Genomic DNA, 16,811 nt, shown 5'->3' with positions numbered 1-16,811 from the left:
CTAATTATATAATTTATTCAATAAAAGCTAGCGAATAATTAATACAGGGTTCCTCTATAGATATATTCCCACAGTCGTGAACAAAGACCTAAGGGGCTTGAAATGAATGATCTCAACAGACTTAACCCTAAATAGAGGGACTCATTTACCCTCGTATAATAGTAAATGTAGAAGGAATACTGTTCATAGATAATTAAGTAATAATTACATATACAATGTTTGTTTCATTATTCAAAAACACTGAGCAATTTGTTCTTTAGAGGTTCGTCTTTTTCCTCCTTTCGTTCGAATAAGATATCTAATGCGTTACTCGCTAGTGATTTATAGTACTTTATATCTTCATCAGGATTGTCTTTTATTAACTTTTTAAAAGTAAGGCTGGCTTTTTCTATGTCTTCGTTCAGTACGTAAGCAGTAGCTAGATACTCCCAAGCATACATCTGACTGTATGAGGATAATTTGTCATAAATAGATGTTATGTGCTCACAAATTTTTACAAATTCGGGGGAGTTAGGTTTGTTATTTTTGTATAGTAAACAGAGATTTAGAGTACCACTTTCTGTGGGTAGGATTTGATAACAAATTCTCCACCATTTTTCTGCTTTGTCGTAGTTATTTAGGTTTTTATACCATAATCCCAGATAGTTGCAAGCTCTTTCGTGTTCTTTTATCGCTTCTTCAATTTTTTTAGTCTTTTTTCCTGTAAAGGGTTCAATTTCTTCTAAATAAGGTTCCAAACTGGCAATAGCTGCTTTATGACAAACATCTTGGCTCTTGCCATCCTCTTCCTTTTGTACCAATATATGTCTTGCCTTGAATAACTCTTTACTGATATCACTTTCACTCGGATAGTTGGGTAGTACGTTAATGCCGATTTTTTTAAGAAAACTTTTTCCGGGTTCTGTTATTTTTTTATTCCAAAGAGATAACAATAGTGCTTTATTTTCTTTGGTAGTAACAAAATCTTCTACCACTTTTTTTCGAATTTCGATTTCCGGAATTTTTCCGTGGTACATAGGTACCGAACATTCTTCATCAAAATCTCCAAAGCTCTTTAAAAAAACTGAGGCTTTTTTCATCAAAAAAGGCTTTATTTCCGGATCTTCCAGTAGTCTCTGTGCTACATTGGCAAGAACAACACAATGCTGGAACATCTCAAAATCTTCACTATAGTTATAGCTATCCTCCCAAGCATCATTTATTCCCGGCGGTCCCCATAAATCCTCAACATCTTCTAAAACTGTTGTAACAGAGGTTTCATCTATTTTATTTTTTAGTGCCCGCATCTGATCTTGTGAATAGATTCCTAAAGAATAGTCGACCACAACTTCATCATTATCATCTTCATCCCAATCCAGATATTGATTTCTTAGCAAGGATATCTTTTTTATAGACTCCGGTTCATAGTTGTCTAATTGTTTTAAAAATAATGATCTATAACTTTTAAAAAGATATTCGGTCATTTCTTCAAACCATTTTATTTCTTCTCCCATCCTTGCTGTAGTGTATGTAAGTTATTATGGGTAAATCTAACTATAAATTGAGATAAGAAGCATCCCTGAAAACTGGGATTTATTCTAAGCTATATGATGTTATTTTGCTTTTTACTGCTGTATCACCTTTTCTAAAACTTCCCAAACATTAGTAGCCAGGATTTGATGCCCTTCAGCAGTTGGGTGAATACCATCCGCTTGATTTAATGCTTCAACACCTCCTACGTCCTTTAGAAGAAAAGGAATGAGCTCTAATTCATTTTTCTTTGCCAGCTCAGGGAAAATTGTTCTGAATTCTGTTGTGTATTCCGGACCCATATTGGGTGGTAATTGCATACCTGCCAATAGGATCTTTGTGTCAGGATTTTTCTTTCGTACAGCATCAATAATCGTCTGAAGATTAGATCTGGTTTCTGTTAAAGGTACTCCGCGTAATCCATCGTTAGCACCTAACTCCAAAATAAACACATCTACGTTTTGATTAAGAACCCATTCGATACGCCTTTTACCGCCTGCAGTTGTTTCTCCACTAACTCCCGAATTTACCACTGTATATCCTAGATTTAGAGAATCGATTTTAGCTTGTATAATTGCCGGATAAGCTTCATTGATATCATCAAGACCGTAACCTGCAGTTAGACTATCTCCAAAAATCAAAATTGTCTTGGTCGCATCTGTAGTAGGTGTCTCAGTAACACTGCTTTCAGTGGGTTTCTCCGTCTTTACAGGTTCTTTTTTAGACGTTTCGCTTCCGCAGGAAAGTAATAAGCCAAAAAACAAAAAATAACAAAACTTTAAGGAAATCGCGCTACACCTGGTCAATAAATCTAAAATCATTTGCTTATTTTTCATCTTTATCATTTCCTACAGAATTAATTGAAGTCTATATGTCAAATATATTAAAGATCCACGAGCTAGAGAAGACTTATAGCAGTGGTTCTAAAAAACTAACAGTCTTACATCACATATCGTTTGAAGTTGAAAAAGGAGCTACCTTTTCCATTGTGGGTCCTTCCGGAAGTGGTAAAACTACCTTATTAGGACTCTGTGCAGGATTAGATCAACCTGATTCAGGTTCTGTAGAGTTATGCGGACAACGTTTAGATGAGCTTGATGAAGATGAGCGTGCGCAATTACGAAACAAAGAAGTAGGCTTTATCTTTCAGAATTTCCAATTATTGCCCACCTTAACTGCTTTGGAGAACGTAATGGTACCTTTAGAATTACAAGGCGCTAAAAATGCTGCTAAAAAGAGTATAGAATTACTAGAAAAAGTAGGGTTAAAAGATAGGTTTCATCATTATCCTTCGCAATTATCCGGAGGAGAACAACAACGAGTAGCATTGGCGCGAGCATTTTCAAATTCGCCTTCTATTTTATTCGCAGACGAACCTACCGGAAATTTGGACGAGGAGACCGGAGAAAAGGTAATTCAACTTCTTTTTGAATTGAATAAAGAAGCCGGAACAACATTGGTCATTATATCGCACGATTTGGATCTCGCCAATAGAACGCAACAGATCCTTCGGTTAAAGGGCGGAAAGATCATTAGTAATGAGAAAACTTTTGTGCAGTGATAGAAATACAGAAAGGTTCACATTCTGGAGCAGAATTCTCTTGGTTATTAAAAATGGCCTGGCGAGACGGTAGAGCAGGGGTTTCCAGATTATTGTTATTTATGGCTTCGATTATATTGGGTATTGCCGCCGTAGTTTCGATACAATTGTTTAGCGAAAACCTGAAAGAGAATATTCAGGCACAGTCCAAATCATTATTAGGAGCTGATTATTTGATCGATAGCAGGCAACTCCCTAATAAAAAGGTACAGGCGATCATTGACTCTTTGGGAGCAGATGCCAAAGAAGTGAGTTTTCCTTCCATGGCAGCATTTCCTAAAAATGGCGCTGCCAAATTGGTGCGGGTTCGTGGTATGGAAGGAAACTTTCCGTTCTACGGAACCCTAAAAACAGAACCCGAGGGTGCTGCTACCGAATATCAGCCAAAAGGAGGTGCGTTAGTCGATGCAACCTTATTACTGCAATATAATATCAAACCTGGTGACTCCATTAAGTTAGGAGCGGTTACTTTTCCGATTATCGGTGCTATCAATTCGATGCCAGGAAGTTCGGGGGTTTCAACAAGCGTAGCACCTACGGTATTAATTCCCTACCGGTTTGTTGAAAAGACAGAACTACTGCAAGTGGGGAGTAGAAAAGAATATCAATACTTTTTTGTAGATCCGGATATGGATCTTGATGCATTAGAGAAAAACTTAGATCCAATTTTAGATGCCGAAAATGCAGACCTGGATACACATACCAGCACCAGTAGACAAATCGGTCGTAGTTATGGTAATCTAGGTAAGTTCCTGAATTTAGCAGCATTTATTGCGCTGTTATTAGGTTGTATTGGCATTGCTAGCTCGGTTCATATTTATATCAAAGAAAAGTTGACAGATGTTGCTGTACTTAAATGTTTAGGAGCTAGCAGGAAACAAACTTTTTTTATTTATTTAATACAAATTGCTGCCATGGGATTGATGGGAGGCGTGGTAGGAACGGTTTTAGGAATAGGATTGCAGTACGCACTCCCTGCACTCTTGCAGGAATTTTTACCGTTCGAAGTTGAGATTTCAACGTCATTACAACCCATTATGATGGGATTATCGTTGGGTGTTTGTATGTCCGTATTGTTTGCCTTGCTGCCGTTGCTAGGCACTTGGTATGTTTCTCCATTAGAAGTATTGCGAGTTTCAGAAGAACGTTCTGTACGCTCCAGAAAGGTTAGAATTTACGTTTTTGCAGCTATCATTCTTTTTGTATTGCTATTTGCCCTTTGGATATTTAACGACCTAAAATTTGCTTCGGCCTTTGTGATAGGCATTTTCGTAGCTTTCGGTATCCTGGCAGGCATATCTGTTTTATTTATTAGAGCTATCAAACACTATTTTCCCGCTTCCTGGGGGTTTACCGCCAGAACAAGTCTATTAAACCTCTTTAGACCTAACAATCAAACAATGGTACTTGTGCTTTCTATAGGGTTAGGGACTTTTCTGATCAGCACGTTGTATTTTACCAAAGATATCCTACTAGGAAAAACGAAGTTGGACAATGACGCTGATCAAGCCAATATCATTTTAGTCGATGTGCAGCCCGAACAACGCGATGGAGCAGTAGCCAGTATCACCAATATCGGATCTGAAGTGATTGATAACCTATCGATCGTTACTATGCGCATGCACAGCATACAAGGAAAATTAGCTAACGAAATCCGAAAGGATACAACTACAACGATTCGCGAATGGGTATTGAACCACGAATTTAGAACCACTTTCCGGGATTCTCTGATCTCTTCGGAAACCGTTGTCGAAGGAAATTGGGTATCAGCTGTGAAACCTAACGAAACAGTAATGATCTCCATTTCTGAAGGATTGGCAGAAGACACCAACCTTGGAGTAGGGGATACAGTCACTTTTAACATACAAGGTGTATTGATGGAAACCACCGTAGGAAGCATCAGAAAGGTAGACTGGACCCGATTACAGTTAAATTTTATGGTCGTTTTTCCTAAAGGAGTGTTAGAAAAAGCACCACAATTTAACGTACTCACTACCTATGTTTCTGATAATACCAAATCAGCCGAGTTGCAGCAGGAACTGGTACGTAAGTTTCCTAATGTAACGGTTTTTGATTTAAGACAGATCTACACAGTTATCGAAGACATTTTAGGAAAGATCTCTTGGGTGATTAATTTTATGGCGTTTTTTAGTATTCTCACAGGATTGATTGTATTGATTGGGTCTGTGCGTACGAGTAAATATCAGCGTATCAAAGAAAGTGTATTATTACGAACGCTTGGTGCCAAAAGCAGACAGATTTTGAATATCACTGCGCTTGAATATTTGTACTTAGGCATCTTAGGCAGTCTTGCAGGGATTCTGTTATCATTGGTGAGCAGCCAATTGTTGGCTACCATATTGTTTGAAGAACCTTTTATACCATCCGGAGTACCGTTTCTTATATTTTTACCTGCGATTGTATTGGTTGTTTTGGCAATTGGATTGAGTAATATCAAAAGTGTTTTAAAAAGTCCGCCGTTGGTAGTTTTGAGAAAAGTGGGATAATTATGAATCATCTTGCTTAATAAACATGTGCTTACAATGGTAGTGTCACTTCAAACGGAAAATTCTTTTTTCACAGTATTGCTATGATAGAACGATCAAAGCTAATAGAAAAGAGGCTGTCTAAAAAGTTACTTTACAATGTCAAACTGAGCCTGTCGAAGTTTTAACTTTTTGATTTTCAAAATGTCTTCGACAGGCTCAGACTGACAATTTCAGGTTTTATAGGCTTATTAGACAACCTCGAATCACTGTAGCTTTCGAACTAACAATTTTGCGAATTGAGTTAATCTCATTAACAGCCATACTCTATCTTCGGAAATATTAAATAAAACATATTACGATGGAACACACAATTAGCATTCAGCATATTGAACATATTAATCACAACGTACTACGCATCGTTGCTGATAAACCAAAGAACTATACCTTTAGACCTGGACAAGCTACAGAGCTCGCGATTAAAAAAGATGGCTGGAAGGATGAAAAACGCCCTTTTACGTTTACCAGTTTGCCGGAAGATGACCGATTAGAATTTACCATAAAGGTATATCCATCTCATAACGGGGTAACCGATCAATTACAAGAGCTGCAAGTAGGAAACGAGCTAGTGATCGGTGATGCTTGGGGTGCTATAGAATTTAAAGGAGAAGGTACATTTATTGCTGGTGGTGCAGGCATTACGCCCTTTATTGCTATTCTCAAAGATTTACTCCACAAAGATCAACTAAAAGGCAATACGCTAATATTTGGAAATAAAGAAGAGCGTGATATCATTTTAAAAGATAATTTAAAAACCTGGTTAGGTAACGATGTCCACTTTATACTATCCGAAGCGTCAAATGATACCTATGACTCCGGTCATATCAATGCCGAATACTTACAAAAGCGAAACCTAAATACTGCAAAACCCGTCTATGTTTGTGGACCACCAGAAATGGAAAATGCTGTCAAAGCTGATTTGATAAAACTAGGTGTTTCTGATGATTTGATTGTATCAGAGGAGTAGAAAGCTCTCTATCTTATACTACAATAAATATTAAAACTTCTTACTAAATTAATTGTTTGCTCTGTCCAATAAGTTGTTAACCTGAGCTTTCACACTGAGCAGTTTACATTGAGCAGTTTACATTGAGTTTATTGAAGTGTACAAGTGTTGTAGAAGGATAGAAGCGAAGTAGGAATGCCAATGCAGATGATAATGATATTCTAGTTTAGTATTTTTTAGTAATTCAAATACAGTAAGTGGATTTTAATTTTTTTATAGCTTCTTATTTTTAGGTGTTTTATATGAAATGGTTAAGAAGAATAAAAGAGTTATATTATTTTTGATATTTAAATACGTTACATAAATCCTGAAAATTTGTTAGAGAAAAGACAGCAATTGCCTCAAGAACAATTTGTAGATATAGATTATTTCATTTACTGTTTAGAAGCGGTTCATGATATAGAAACGGACAAGATTACTGAAGCACAAAGGAAATTGGAAAAATTGACTTCGCAATATGGAGTAGCAAGTATTTATAAAACATGTGATACCATTGAAGGTTTAGAAGCTAGCTTAAATGCATTGGTCTTGGATGATCATAATTTTAAAAACTATGAAATAATCTACCTCGTGATCACAGGTGAAGCAAATAGTATTTGTTTGAATGACTATTATTATAGTCTACAAGAAATTGCAGAAATTTTTGAAGGAAGATTAAAAGGAAAGATTTTACATTTTTCAAATGCAAAAGTTCTAGATTTAAACGAAGAAGAAGCACAATATTTTTTGGATATCACTGGTGCAAAAGGTGTTTCTGGGTATGGAAATGAATATAACGGAATAACTAGCTCAGATCTTGATATAGCATTCTTTAACTTATTTAAAGAAGATGATAATATGTTAGATGTTGTAGAAGAGTTGCATCAAAGACATTACAAAGCCTGTAAACTGCTTGATTTTAGATTGTATTACTAAACACTGGCAATATAGAACATCTGGCGGTGTCTTTATACCTTGTCTGCAGAATCATGTGCGCAGGCAGTTCTGTAATGATTTAAAATGCAAGCATCCATCATTTACATTTGTACTGTAAGGTACTTGCGTGACGCCTGTCCTTGGCGGTCACACGAAGCTTTCACACTGAGCATGTTTACACTGAGTTTGTCGAAGTGTCGAAGGGATAGGAGCGTAGAGGAAAACCAACTTTAGAGGTTCACGATTTCCTAAATATCAAATTGCAAATAATGAGTAATGCCTGTCTACAGTCAGGAAGATGTGTGGAATGGAATGAAACGTTACAATTTTAATCTAAAGAATTCCACGATGCTCTGACTCGGGGTTTCCTATTTCTCCCTCTCCTTTCGGGGGAGAGGGTTGGGGTGAAAGGGAAATATAAAATTTCGTTTTTTGATCCCAAGATCAAAACGAAACCAGCGAAATACCCCTATGGCTCTGCAACGGGGATAGTTGGTTTTAAGAAATTTTTTATTCTTAGTTATCTTAATAACAACCTTCCATTAAAGATGGAAAAAATCTTGAAGATTTCTAGTGTTTACACCCTTTTTTAAGGGTGTAAACACTAGAGGGTTCTAATCAAAAACATATTAACTTACAAATTCAAAATAAAGTCTATACCTTCTTTGAAAGAATGTGAAATTATTAGATACTGTGAAAAGCTTACAAAAAATTTAATTAGAAAAATAATAAGTGATTAACTAACAAATACTGGAGAAAGACTCAAGCAGTTATATACTAAATACAAAGTAAAAAATTATGGCAAATATAATAACAAATATTATTGAGCATGAGAACTCTCAGCCTATATCTAATCTTATGGTGACTTGGTATACAACACCTAAATTTAGTATCCCAAAAGATTTTCTAGAGTCAAAAAATTGGGAAATATTAAAAATGAATAATTGGAAAGATATCAATGCAGGCAGATTAGGTTCATCCTACACAAATAAAAATGGAATAGCTCGATTATCTTATATTGTTAATCCAGAAAATGAATCTTACAATCTTTGGTATACAGTTCAATCACCAGAAATAGCTGGTTCTTCTTCTTGTAGAAATATTATTCATGTTGCCAGTCAAATTGTAATAAATGCAACTGAAAATGAAGAGATTCTCCTAAGGATTCCACATTCAGTATTAGATCGATTTTCAGATCTTAAAAATTTATCTCCTTTAATTGATTCCAAGAGATCATCAGATGATTTTGACATGCATCTCGAAAAAATTGAAAGAGGAAATGTGAAGGCATTAGATTCAAATGTAATCTCTTTTTCTAAGCAGTTTAATAATAGGATTATAAAGGCCAAAGAGCTTTATGAAATTAAATTTGGGAAATCTCAAGGCACTATGTCCTTGAGTATACCTATGATGAAACAGAAAGCTGATTCATCGATTATTGATTTATCAGATGTAGTTTTTGATAAGACTATAAAACAACTAAGCTTAAAAAGCAAAAACAGCCAGCCAGATAAAGTCTTAAGTTTTAAGGGTATTAAGCGGTATAAAAACAAAAACTTAACCTTTAAAAATATTAAGAAACCGCACATAATTATAAATGAATTAACAGGCAATGTAGACATTGTGTTACCAAAAGTACCAGACGTCCTTGAGTTGTCTGAAACGGAACCCACTCCTTTATTTATGTTTTCTAATAAAGAGTAAAAAGATAAAACAAAAATTAACTAAAAGGATGAATAGTAATGGATGAAAATATTTCACAAGTAGTATCAGATATATTGGGTAATGTGGCAGATAATCTGGCCCAATCAATAAGCAGTAAAACTTTAGATGATGTAACTTTTCAGGACTTCTCAAAATATGAATTTCTATTAAATCCGTCCGATTTTAAAAAAGTTGATTTAGCTCCTTTGACAAATGAAGGAATAAATTATATCAATGATTTACAAAGTACAGGTTCCAGCCATGAAATTTTGGAATATATGGCCGATTTACTTGTTAGGCTAGAGGCAAGTGTCAAAAAGGCATTTGCTGAAGGAACGTCCATTTCCATATCAGAGTTAAACACTGCGATCTCAAAACTATCCATAGGTCTATTGCAGAAAGAGGTATTGCATCCTTTATATTCCCTTCATAGGGATTTGATACGACAAATGGTGGATTATGACAGAGTTATTCCATATTTTTTCAATGTTCACCTATATAAATTTTTAAAGAAACAAGCTGAAAGAATTGAGGATTTGGTGGTATCCAGAAGCCAATTAACACTTGATACTGAGCAGGAACCTGCTTACCGGGAGCCAGTTTTCGATTGGGAATGGTTTATGCACTCTATAAAAAATGTCCAATTCAAGGATATACAAATTGACGGTACACACCTAGTTGCAGATTTGGAATATCCTTTTGAATTCTATCCTTCGGGATCTGTAAATGTTGGCACCTCTTTAGTTTATAGGCAACGATGGAAAACCATTGGTCTACAGCCGGGTGAAATTGTAAAAACGATTCCACTGGCACCTGGGCAATCAGAAAAAATTACAACTAAAATTACACGACGCAAAAAAAGAACAACAAATTCAGAAAGCAATATTGAGTCAGAAACTTCTTCTGAGAGCACAGACACAACAAAAGGTTCAAATGAAATTATAGCTGAAGCTGCGAGTAATGAAAATTGGAGTATGTCGGCTAGTGCTAGTTATGGAATTGCAAGCATGGGGTTTGGAGCTAGTTTAAGCGGAGAAATGGGTGGATCAAAAGAAAACAGCAGTAAAAATACTACATCTTCCTTGAGTGAAAAGATGAAAAAAACGGCATCAAAAATAAGGCGCCAAACAAAAGTTACGGTAAGCACAGAGGCTGAAACAGGATTTGAAGAATCAACAACATCAGAAGTAACAAATAAGAATGATGAAGTGCCACTTACCATCCAATACCATATGTTACAATATCAGTATGAGGTTTACACCTATCTTTTTTCAGTAAAGAATGTTGTTTTTGTAGCAGAAAAAGTACCAGCACCTTATGAGATAAATATTTCTTGGGTTAGGCGTAATGACTGGATTATTGCAGAAGAACTTATTGATGAGTCATTCAGACAAACATTAAACGAATTAATTCAGGATGAAGATATTGATTCACTGATTAATTTTAATAGTGCAGATGACCATTACACGTCAATGCTCAAACAAGCAAATACAAAATTCGCAAACTTTAATACGCCAGGAAATCTAAATGGACTCGGAGGACTGGATGTTCCTGACATATATGCTGAACCCCAACGTCAATTTGACCAATTTAGAAAAGGAGAAGAGGCTCGATTACGTGCAAATAAATTGCGTGACATTAAAAGATCCCGATTGTTTAACCATATTCGTGATAATATTTTACACTATTGCAGGGCAATTTGGGCAAGAGAAGATGCAGAACAGAGAATGCTCCGCTATAAAAAAGAAGGTAGAACGGTACCTTTTATATGGAAAGGGCCCTTTGTCGAGGATGGAGTTGAAGAAGATGTGACTCAATATCAACCTACCGAAGTGCGGGTAGCATTGGGTGATATAGTTAATGAAATAACGCCCATTGGTTTTACCGGTAATTATGTTGTTTTCGCGTTGGCACCACCAGATTTTGATTCAGAACAATTGATAGAGTTAAAATTAGATACTCCTAATGGGGAAATTAAGTTACCTCTTCACGAGGTTTTGAATATCAACAGAAATACTTATACCAATTTGAAAGGAACTGCCTTACGTGATCCGGCACTCGATTCATTTATTCAGGAAGCAGAGAACTTGGATCCAGAATCCCTTAAATTGTTGACAGATGAAACAGTTTTAGATTTTATTTCATTCTTGCCACGTCTGGATAAACAATTGATTTTGGAAGGTGAAATTATTCGAAATGTTGATGGAAAATTGAGTTATGAAATTAGCACCGAAGAGTGGGGAACTTACTTATTTAAAAAGAATGCCACAAGGCGATTCCTGGTTGACTCTAATAATCTATACGTTAGCTTACTATTAGGAAGCGGAGTTGCATTAGAACCATTTAAACGTGCCCATCGCTTTATTGACGTATTAAAAGCCGATGAAGAAAGAAAGGCGGAGGTACTGAAAAATGACCGCCGAGAACTACTAAAAAACACACCAAACAATTTTGATCCAGATATTTCTAAGGTTGTAGTTGCTGCACATTCAAAGAATGAAAATTTAGTCGGAGGATTGCTTGATGATTAGTTAATTACTAATTGAAAAGTCTTATTGAGTAAAAAAGGTAAGTCTAAGAGTAGCATTAAGAATATAAAACTAAAAGTGAGCAATATAACTAAAGATAATAAAGGGCTTGGTGTAGGTTCTCGTGGTATTCGATCTAAACCAAAAAAGCAGATATCGATATCCCATGAGACCAAACCAAAAAAATGGTCATCTCTAGGTTATGATACGCATAATGATAACCAAATTAAAACAAGTGTCAATGAACTCGCTAACCAATTAAGTCTTATGCTTTATCGCATGGCAGAGGTTATAGAAGTGAATATTCCAAAAAAGAGCATACCTGTTGTTTATAAATCTTTACCAGTACCAATTGATAAGTCATTTGAATGGATTGAAAAACCTGGAAGAGAACTAAGTATTAGGTTCTTCAAATTAGTTCTTTTTCAATTTAATATTACATTGACAAGATATAGTTTAATTAGTCTTTATAATGCTTGTAATTGGACATTATATATTGATGATACAGATTTACGAAAAAAAATCAAAAACCTTCTTGAGAACGAAGAAACTACAATAGAATATTCAACAAAAGATTTTCCTAAGCTACAAAAATGTTACCGAGCGTGGTTGAAAAAAGAGTCAAAAAGGTTAAGAGAAGCTGCAGCCTGGGCACTAAGTCAACGAGAGAAATCTTCGTTGTTTGTGGTTGACTTCTATATAGCGCATTATAACGGATTAATAGGTGTTACGGAAGGCCTTTCTGAAGTAGGACTGTTACTTCCAAATATTGTTGGAAAAATAAGAGGAAAAGATTGGACGCATGTTAGATTTGAAAAAGCCAGATTAGATTATAAGACACCATGGGGTAAAAGAAATGCTACTTATATGGAAGCAGGTGCAGGTCTAGGTTTAACAGGGCCATTATTAGCTATTACTAAATCTCAAGCTTTAATTTCTACTATGGAAAAAGTGGGAAAAACTCTTAGGTTGAGTCCCCATGTAGCTACTTCTATTAAGGCTTTATTAATAGGGAAAGAAATTGCTGATACAGTTGAAACTTCATATGTAATACAAAGAGCATTAAGCATTATAAATTCAGGGAATATTACTATTAATGGTAAAACAAGAACAGCTACGGAAGAAGAAATAAATGCTGCTTGGGAGAGCTTATTTCTTCTTGGAGTTGGAAAAATAACAAGCTCTTCAATGGCAAAAAGTGCCCGTTCAATGGCTGATAATTTGGGGCACAAAGTTTTAACTCCGGAGCAAGTATTGATTAAGGAACTAAATAGTCCTCTCAATTTTGGGAAAAGGGGTAAGAATAATGAAAAAAAACATAGTGAGACAGGAGCTAGAAGTACATCCAGCAAAGGAACCAACTCTTCAAAATCAACTGAACCAAATCAACAAGGAACAATTAGCACTTTAACTCCAGAAAGGAAAATCATTAATAAAAAAGTAAGATTGCTAAAAAAATCTATCAGACAACAGACTGAAAAAGTTATTAATAAGAAAAAATTAAGAGAAATTGCTGGTAAAAAGCGTCTAGCTGCATTAGGTAATTATAATAACACTAAAAAATTGACTTCAAAGGAGAAAGCCCTTGTAAGGAAACATAAGAAATCAATGAGGGATTATGAAAAAAGCGTTTCAGATTTAGACAGGCTGAAAAATGAATATAAAAAATATGAACAGCAAATTCGAAAAAAGAAGAGTAAAGGCCAAAGAGGACTTGAAGAGGAGGCTATAAGACTGTCAGAATTACCAGACTTCAATGGATTGCCAACTGGTATTAAAGCAATGGATTATGTAGCTAAATCAAAAGGAAGTGATGGGTCTCTTACTTTCCGTCAGCATTTTTTCACTGAAAATAAAAAAGTTATTAATGCATTAAAGATAGGTAATGTTGATAATGTTTCAAGACAAATTAAAAACACTTGTATTACTCCAAAACTTCAAAATTTTAATAGTAATGCTTTTGCAGATTTTGGAAGTTTCTGGAATAATAATAAAAGAGAAAACGGAAAAACATTTAAAGAACAGTATAATTTTGAGTTTCCAGAAAAAAGATCAGATTCATCACTTAAGTTTGAACTAGATATTGGAATTGCAGCTCCTAAACCAGAAAATTGGGCCCAGATTTTTGCGAAAATTAAGGCAGAATTTGTATCTAATACTCATCCAAACGCTAAAATATATATTTACTTTAAACCAGATGAATGATTCGATAAAATTCTATATTCTAATTAAATTGAAAATAAATTCAATTATTCAAAGTAAAATGGTGGGCTGACACGTACTTATATTTGATATTATATCAATCCGCCGCGGCGGACCACCGTTTTACTTATATAAACATATTTGTATTATAATGTACTTGCGTTATGTCACTTTGCTTTGGGAAAAGCAAAGTTTTCTTGTTCTACAGTTTATTTTAAAAGTTTTCTAACGAAAAGTTCCTTTTAAAAAAGGTAATGGAACACTTATTGCCCGCTCGACGATAGGAGAGTAGGGGAATGTGTGTGGAATGGGAATGTTAAATCAATTGTTTATAACTATTAATACGGTTCAATAATTAGCTTTTATTAATAATTATTTTTGTAATTATGACTAATATAATTCAGGCAATAATAAACCTTATAAATAATCCAATTGTAAAAATAAAGGATTATTATGAGGGACGAAATAGAGCTAATAGTGTTGGCGGAGCATTAGAAGTTTATATAAAAGACATATTTGCCAATACAGTAGGTAAAAGCGAAGCAGAAAGTCTTATTGAATATAATAAATGCTTCTCATATTTAGGAAATCAGAACAATCCACCTGATTTAATGATAAAAGGAGGAGATGCAATTGAAGTAAAAAAGATACAAAGTCCAGGAACAGCTCTAGCTTTAAATAGTTCATATCCCAAAGCTAAATTATATTCTGATAGTCCAATGATTACCAAGGCTTGTAGAGAATGTGAAAATTGGAAAGAAAAAGATATTATTTATGCAGTTGGTTATACAACTGATGATTCAATTAATTGGCTTTGGTTAGTATATGGAAGTTGTTATGCTGCTGAAAAAGAAACTTATGAAAGAATTAAAAAGAAAATAAAGGAGGGAATAATTGAAATTGGAGATGTGGAATTTGCTGAAACAAAAGAGTTAGGTAAAGTTAAAAAAGTTGACCCTTTAGGAATTACTGATTTAAGAATTAGAGGGATGTGGCATATTACTAACCCTAATAAAGTATTTAGTTACATAAATGACAATGATGAAGCTGATTTCAAACTGAGAGTTTTAATGCCTCTTGAGAAATATAATTCTTTTCCCGAAAATGATAGAAAAACTCTTGAAGGATTTAAAAATTTAAGTATTGAAGAGTTAAAAATAAAAAATCCAAATAATGTAGCCGATTTAATAGAGGCTAAGTTTATAAAATTCAACGTATAATTTATGAGAATAATTTCCTTTTTTGCTGGAGCTGGTGGACTCGATTTAGGGTTTGAAAAAGCAGGTTTTAAGATTGCTTGGGCAAACGAATATGATAAAGAGATTTGGGAAACTTATGAAAAGAATCACCCTAATACTGAATTAGATAAAAGAAGTATGAGAAATATTTCAATAGAGGAAATTCCTGACAATCCAATAGGGTTAATTGGAGGACCTCCTTGCCAAAGTTGGAGTGAAGCAGGGGCATTAAGAGGTATTAAAGATAAAAGAGGGCAATTATTTTATAATTTTATTGAAGTTTTAGAAAAAAAACAACCTTTATTCTTTCTTGCAGAAAATGTTTCTGGAATGTTATTACCTAGACACAAAGAGGCTTTAAAAAACATAAAAGAAATGTTTAAAAATGCAGGGGTTGGATATGATTTATCTTTTGAATTATTAAATGCTTCGGATTACGGAGTACCTCAAGACAGAAAACGAGTTTTCTTCATTGGTTATCGAAGAGATTTAAATATTAAGTTTAAATTTCCTGAAAAATTTGATAAAAAGATTACACTTGAAGAAAAAATAGGAGATTTGAAAGACTCTGTTTTATCCGCAAGAGAGAAGAATTACACTAATGGAGAAGATTGTAAAGTTCCCAATCACGAATATATGATAGGAAATTTTTCAACTATTTTTATGTCGAGAAATAGAGTTAGAAGTTGGGACGAACAATCTTTTACGATTCAAGCAGGTGGGAGGCATGCACCAATCCACCCGCAAGCTCCAAAAATGAAATTTATTGAACAAAATAAAAGAATTTTTGTTCCAGGGAAAGAACATTTATATAGAAGGTTAAGTGTTAGGGAGTGCGCAAGAATTCAAACATTTCCTGATGATTTTATTTTTTACTACAAAAATGTAACAGCAGGATATAAAATGATAGGAAATGCTGTACCAGTTGATCTTGCTAATGTCTTGGCTAAAAAGATTAAGAAAGATTTAGAATCAATTGGCATTACTGGATATATATCTGCTACAAATAAAACTCAATGGTCAGAAGCAAATACGGATTTGATACAACTAGAGAACGTTCCGCAATAATGCGGAAGATTAAGTCTAAGAATACTAAACCTGAAATTCTTTTAAGAAAAGCATTATGGAAAAAAGGAATCAGGTATAGGCTTAATGTTGAAGAAGTAATTGGTAAACCTGATATCGTAATAAGAAAATATAAGATTGCAATTTTTGTGGATGGAGAATTCTGGCACGGATATAATTGGTCAGAAAAGAAGCAAAAAATTAAATCAAATAGGGATTATTGGATTCCCAAAATAGAAAGAACCATTGAAAGAGATCGAAAAAATAATGAAGCATTGCGAAAAATGGGCTGGAAAGTATTTAGGTTTTGGGAAAAAGAGATAAATAAAGAACTTGACAAGTGTATCAACAAAGTTCAAAGTTACATCTTCAACATTATGTAAAATAGAACCTGTTTTTTTAAAATGGCCTCAGAAAACTTTGGCGCAAACAATAGGTAAAGGAGCGTCAATATTTTAGAGATCTGGTACTAAGGTTTAATCAGAGTTTTACATACTT

The 16,811-nt window shown here is 34.5% G+C and carries 12 protein-coding genes; 10 read left to right on the top strand and 2 right to left on the bottom strand.

Annotation, left to right across the window (positions count from 1 at the left end; genetic code table 11):
• Positions 1–227: 227 nt before the first annotated feature.
• Together ACE94K_RS15105 and ACE94K_RS15100 are read right to left on the bottom strand one after the other, a co-directional pair.
• Positions 228–1,493, bottom strand: a complete 1,266-nt coding sequence (locus ACE94K_RS15105; RefSeq protein ID WP_378173975.1) for a tetratricopeptide repeat protein — start codon at positions 1,491–1,493, stop codon at positions 228–230.
• 111 nt (positions 1,494–1,604) lie between these two features.
• The gene (locus tag ACE94K_RS15100) at positions 1,605–2,354 is read right to left on the bottom strand and encodes an arylesterase (RefSeq protein WP_378173973.1); all 750 of its coding nucleotides are present in this window, start codon (positions 2,352–2,354) and stop codon (positions 1,605–1,607) included.
• A 26-nt stretch (positions 2,355–2,380) separates the two neighbouring features.
• On the opposite strand from ACE94K_RS15100, the gene ACE94K_RS15095 reads away from it, so the two are divergent.
• The 10 genes from ACE94K_RS15095 to ACE94K_RS15050 all read left to right on the top strand — a co-directional run bounded on the left by ACE94K_RS15095 (position 2,381) and on the right by ACE94K_RS15050 (position 16,696).
• A complete protein-coding gene (locus ACE94K_RS15095) occupies positions 2,381–3,070 on the top strand; it encodes an ABC transporter ATP-binding protein (protein ID WP_378173970.1) in 690 nt (229 codons plus the stop codon).
• A 53-nt stretch (positions 3,071–3,123) separates the two neighbouring features.
• Complete coding sequence (locus tag ACE94K_RS15090) at positions 3,124–5,616, top strand: ABC transporter permease (RefSeq protein WP_378184292.1); 2,493 nt, start codon at positions 3,124–3,126, stop codon at positions 5,614–5,616.
• 340 nt (positions 5,617–5,956) lie between these two features.
• Entirely contained in the window at positions 5,957–6,622 is a 666-nt protein-coding gene (locus tag ACE94K_RS15085) for an FAD-binding oxidoreductase (protein WP_378173967.1), read from the top strand.
• 354 nt (positions 6,623–6,976) lie between these two features.
• On the top strand, positions 6,977–7,576 hold the full coding sequence (locus ACE94K_RS15080) for a DUF6642 family protein (protein ID WP_378173964.1): 600 nt from the start codon (positions 6,977–6,979) through the stop codon (positions 7,574–7,576).
• 798 nt (positions 7,577–8,374) lie between these two features.
• Positions 8,375–9,280 (top strand): hypothetical protein, encoded by a 906-nt coding sequence (locus tag ACE94K_RS15075; protein ID WP_378173961.1) that lies wholly within the window; start codon positions 8,375–8,377, stop codon positions 9,278–9,280.
• Positions 9,281–9,318: 38 nt separating this feature from the next.
• Positions 9,319–11,811 (top strand): hypothetical protein, encoded by a 2,493-nt coding sequence (locus tag ACE94K_RS15070; protein ID WP_378173959.1) that lies wholly within the window; start codon positions 9,319–9,321, stop codon positions 11,809–11,811.
• A 24-nt stretch (positions 11,812–11,835) separates the two neighbouring features.
• Positions 11,836–14,013: a hypothetical protein gene (locus ACE94K_RS15065; RefSeq protein WP_378173956.1), complete on the top strand. Its 2,178-nt coding sequence runs from the start codon at positions 11,836–11,838 to the stop codon at positions 14,011–14,013.
• 383 nt (positions 14,014–14,396) lie between these two features.
• Positions 14,397–15,230 carry an NgoPII family restriction endonuclease gene (locus ACE94K_RS15060; protein WP_378173953.1) on the top strand — a complete coding sequence of 278 codons (834 nt, stop codon included), beginning with the start codon at positions 14,397–14,399 and terminating at the stop codon, positions 15,228–15,230.
• Positions 15,231–15,233: 3 nt separating this feature from the next.
• Positions 15,234–16,316 carry a DNA cytosine methyltransferase gene (locus ACE94K_RS15055; RefSeq protein ID WP_378173950.1) on the top strand — a complete coding sequence of 361 codons (1,083 nt, stop codon included), beginning with the start codon at positions 15,234–15,236 and terminating at the stop codon, positions 16,314–16,316.
• Positions 16,316–16,696 (top strand): very short patch repair endonuclease, encoded by a 381-nt coding sequence (locus ACE94K_RS15050; RefSeq protein WP_378173947.1) that lies wholly within the window; start codon positions 16,316–16,318, stop codon positions 16,694–16,696. Before ACE94K_RS15055 ends, ACE94K_RS15050 begins: the two co-directional genes overlap by 1 nt.
• Positions 16,697–16,811 lie beyond the last annotated feature (115 nt).

It is taken from the genome of Aquimarina besae, assembly GCF_042434905.1.
In the GTDB taxonomy this organism is placed as follows: Bacteria; Bacteroidota; Bacteroidia; order Flavobacteriales; family Flavobacteriaceae; genus Aquimarina.
This window is presented reverse-complemented; position numbering and strand designations above follow the sequence as displayed.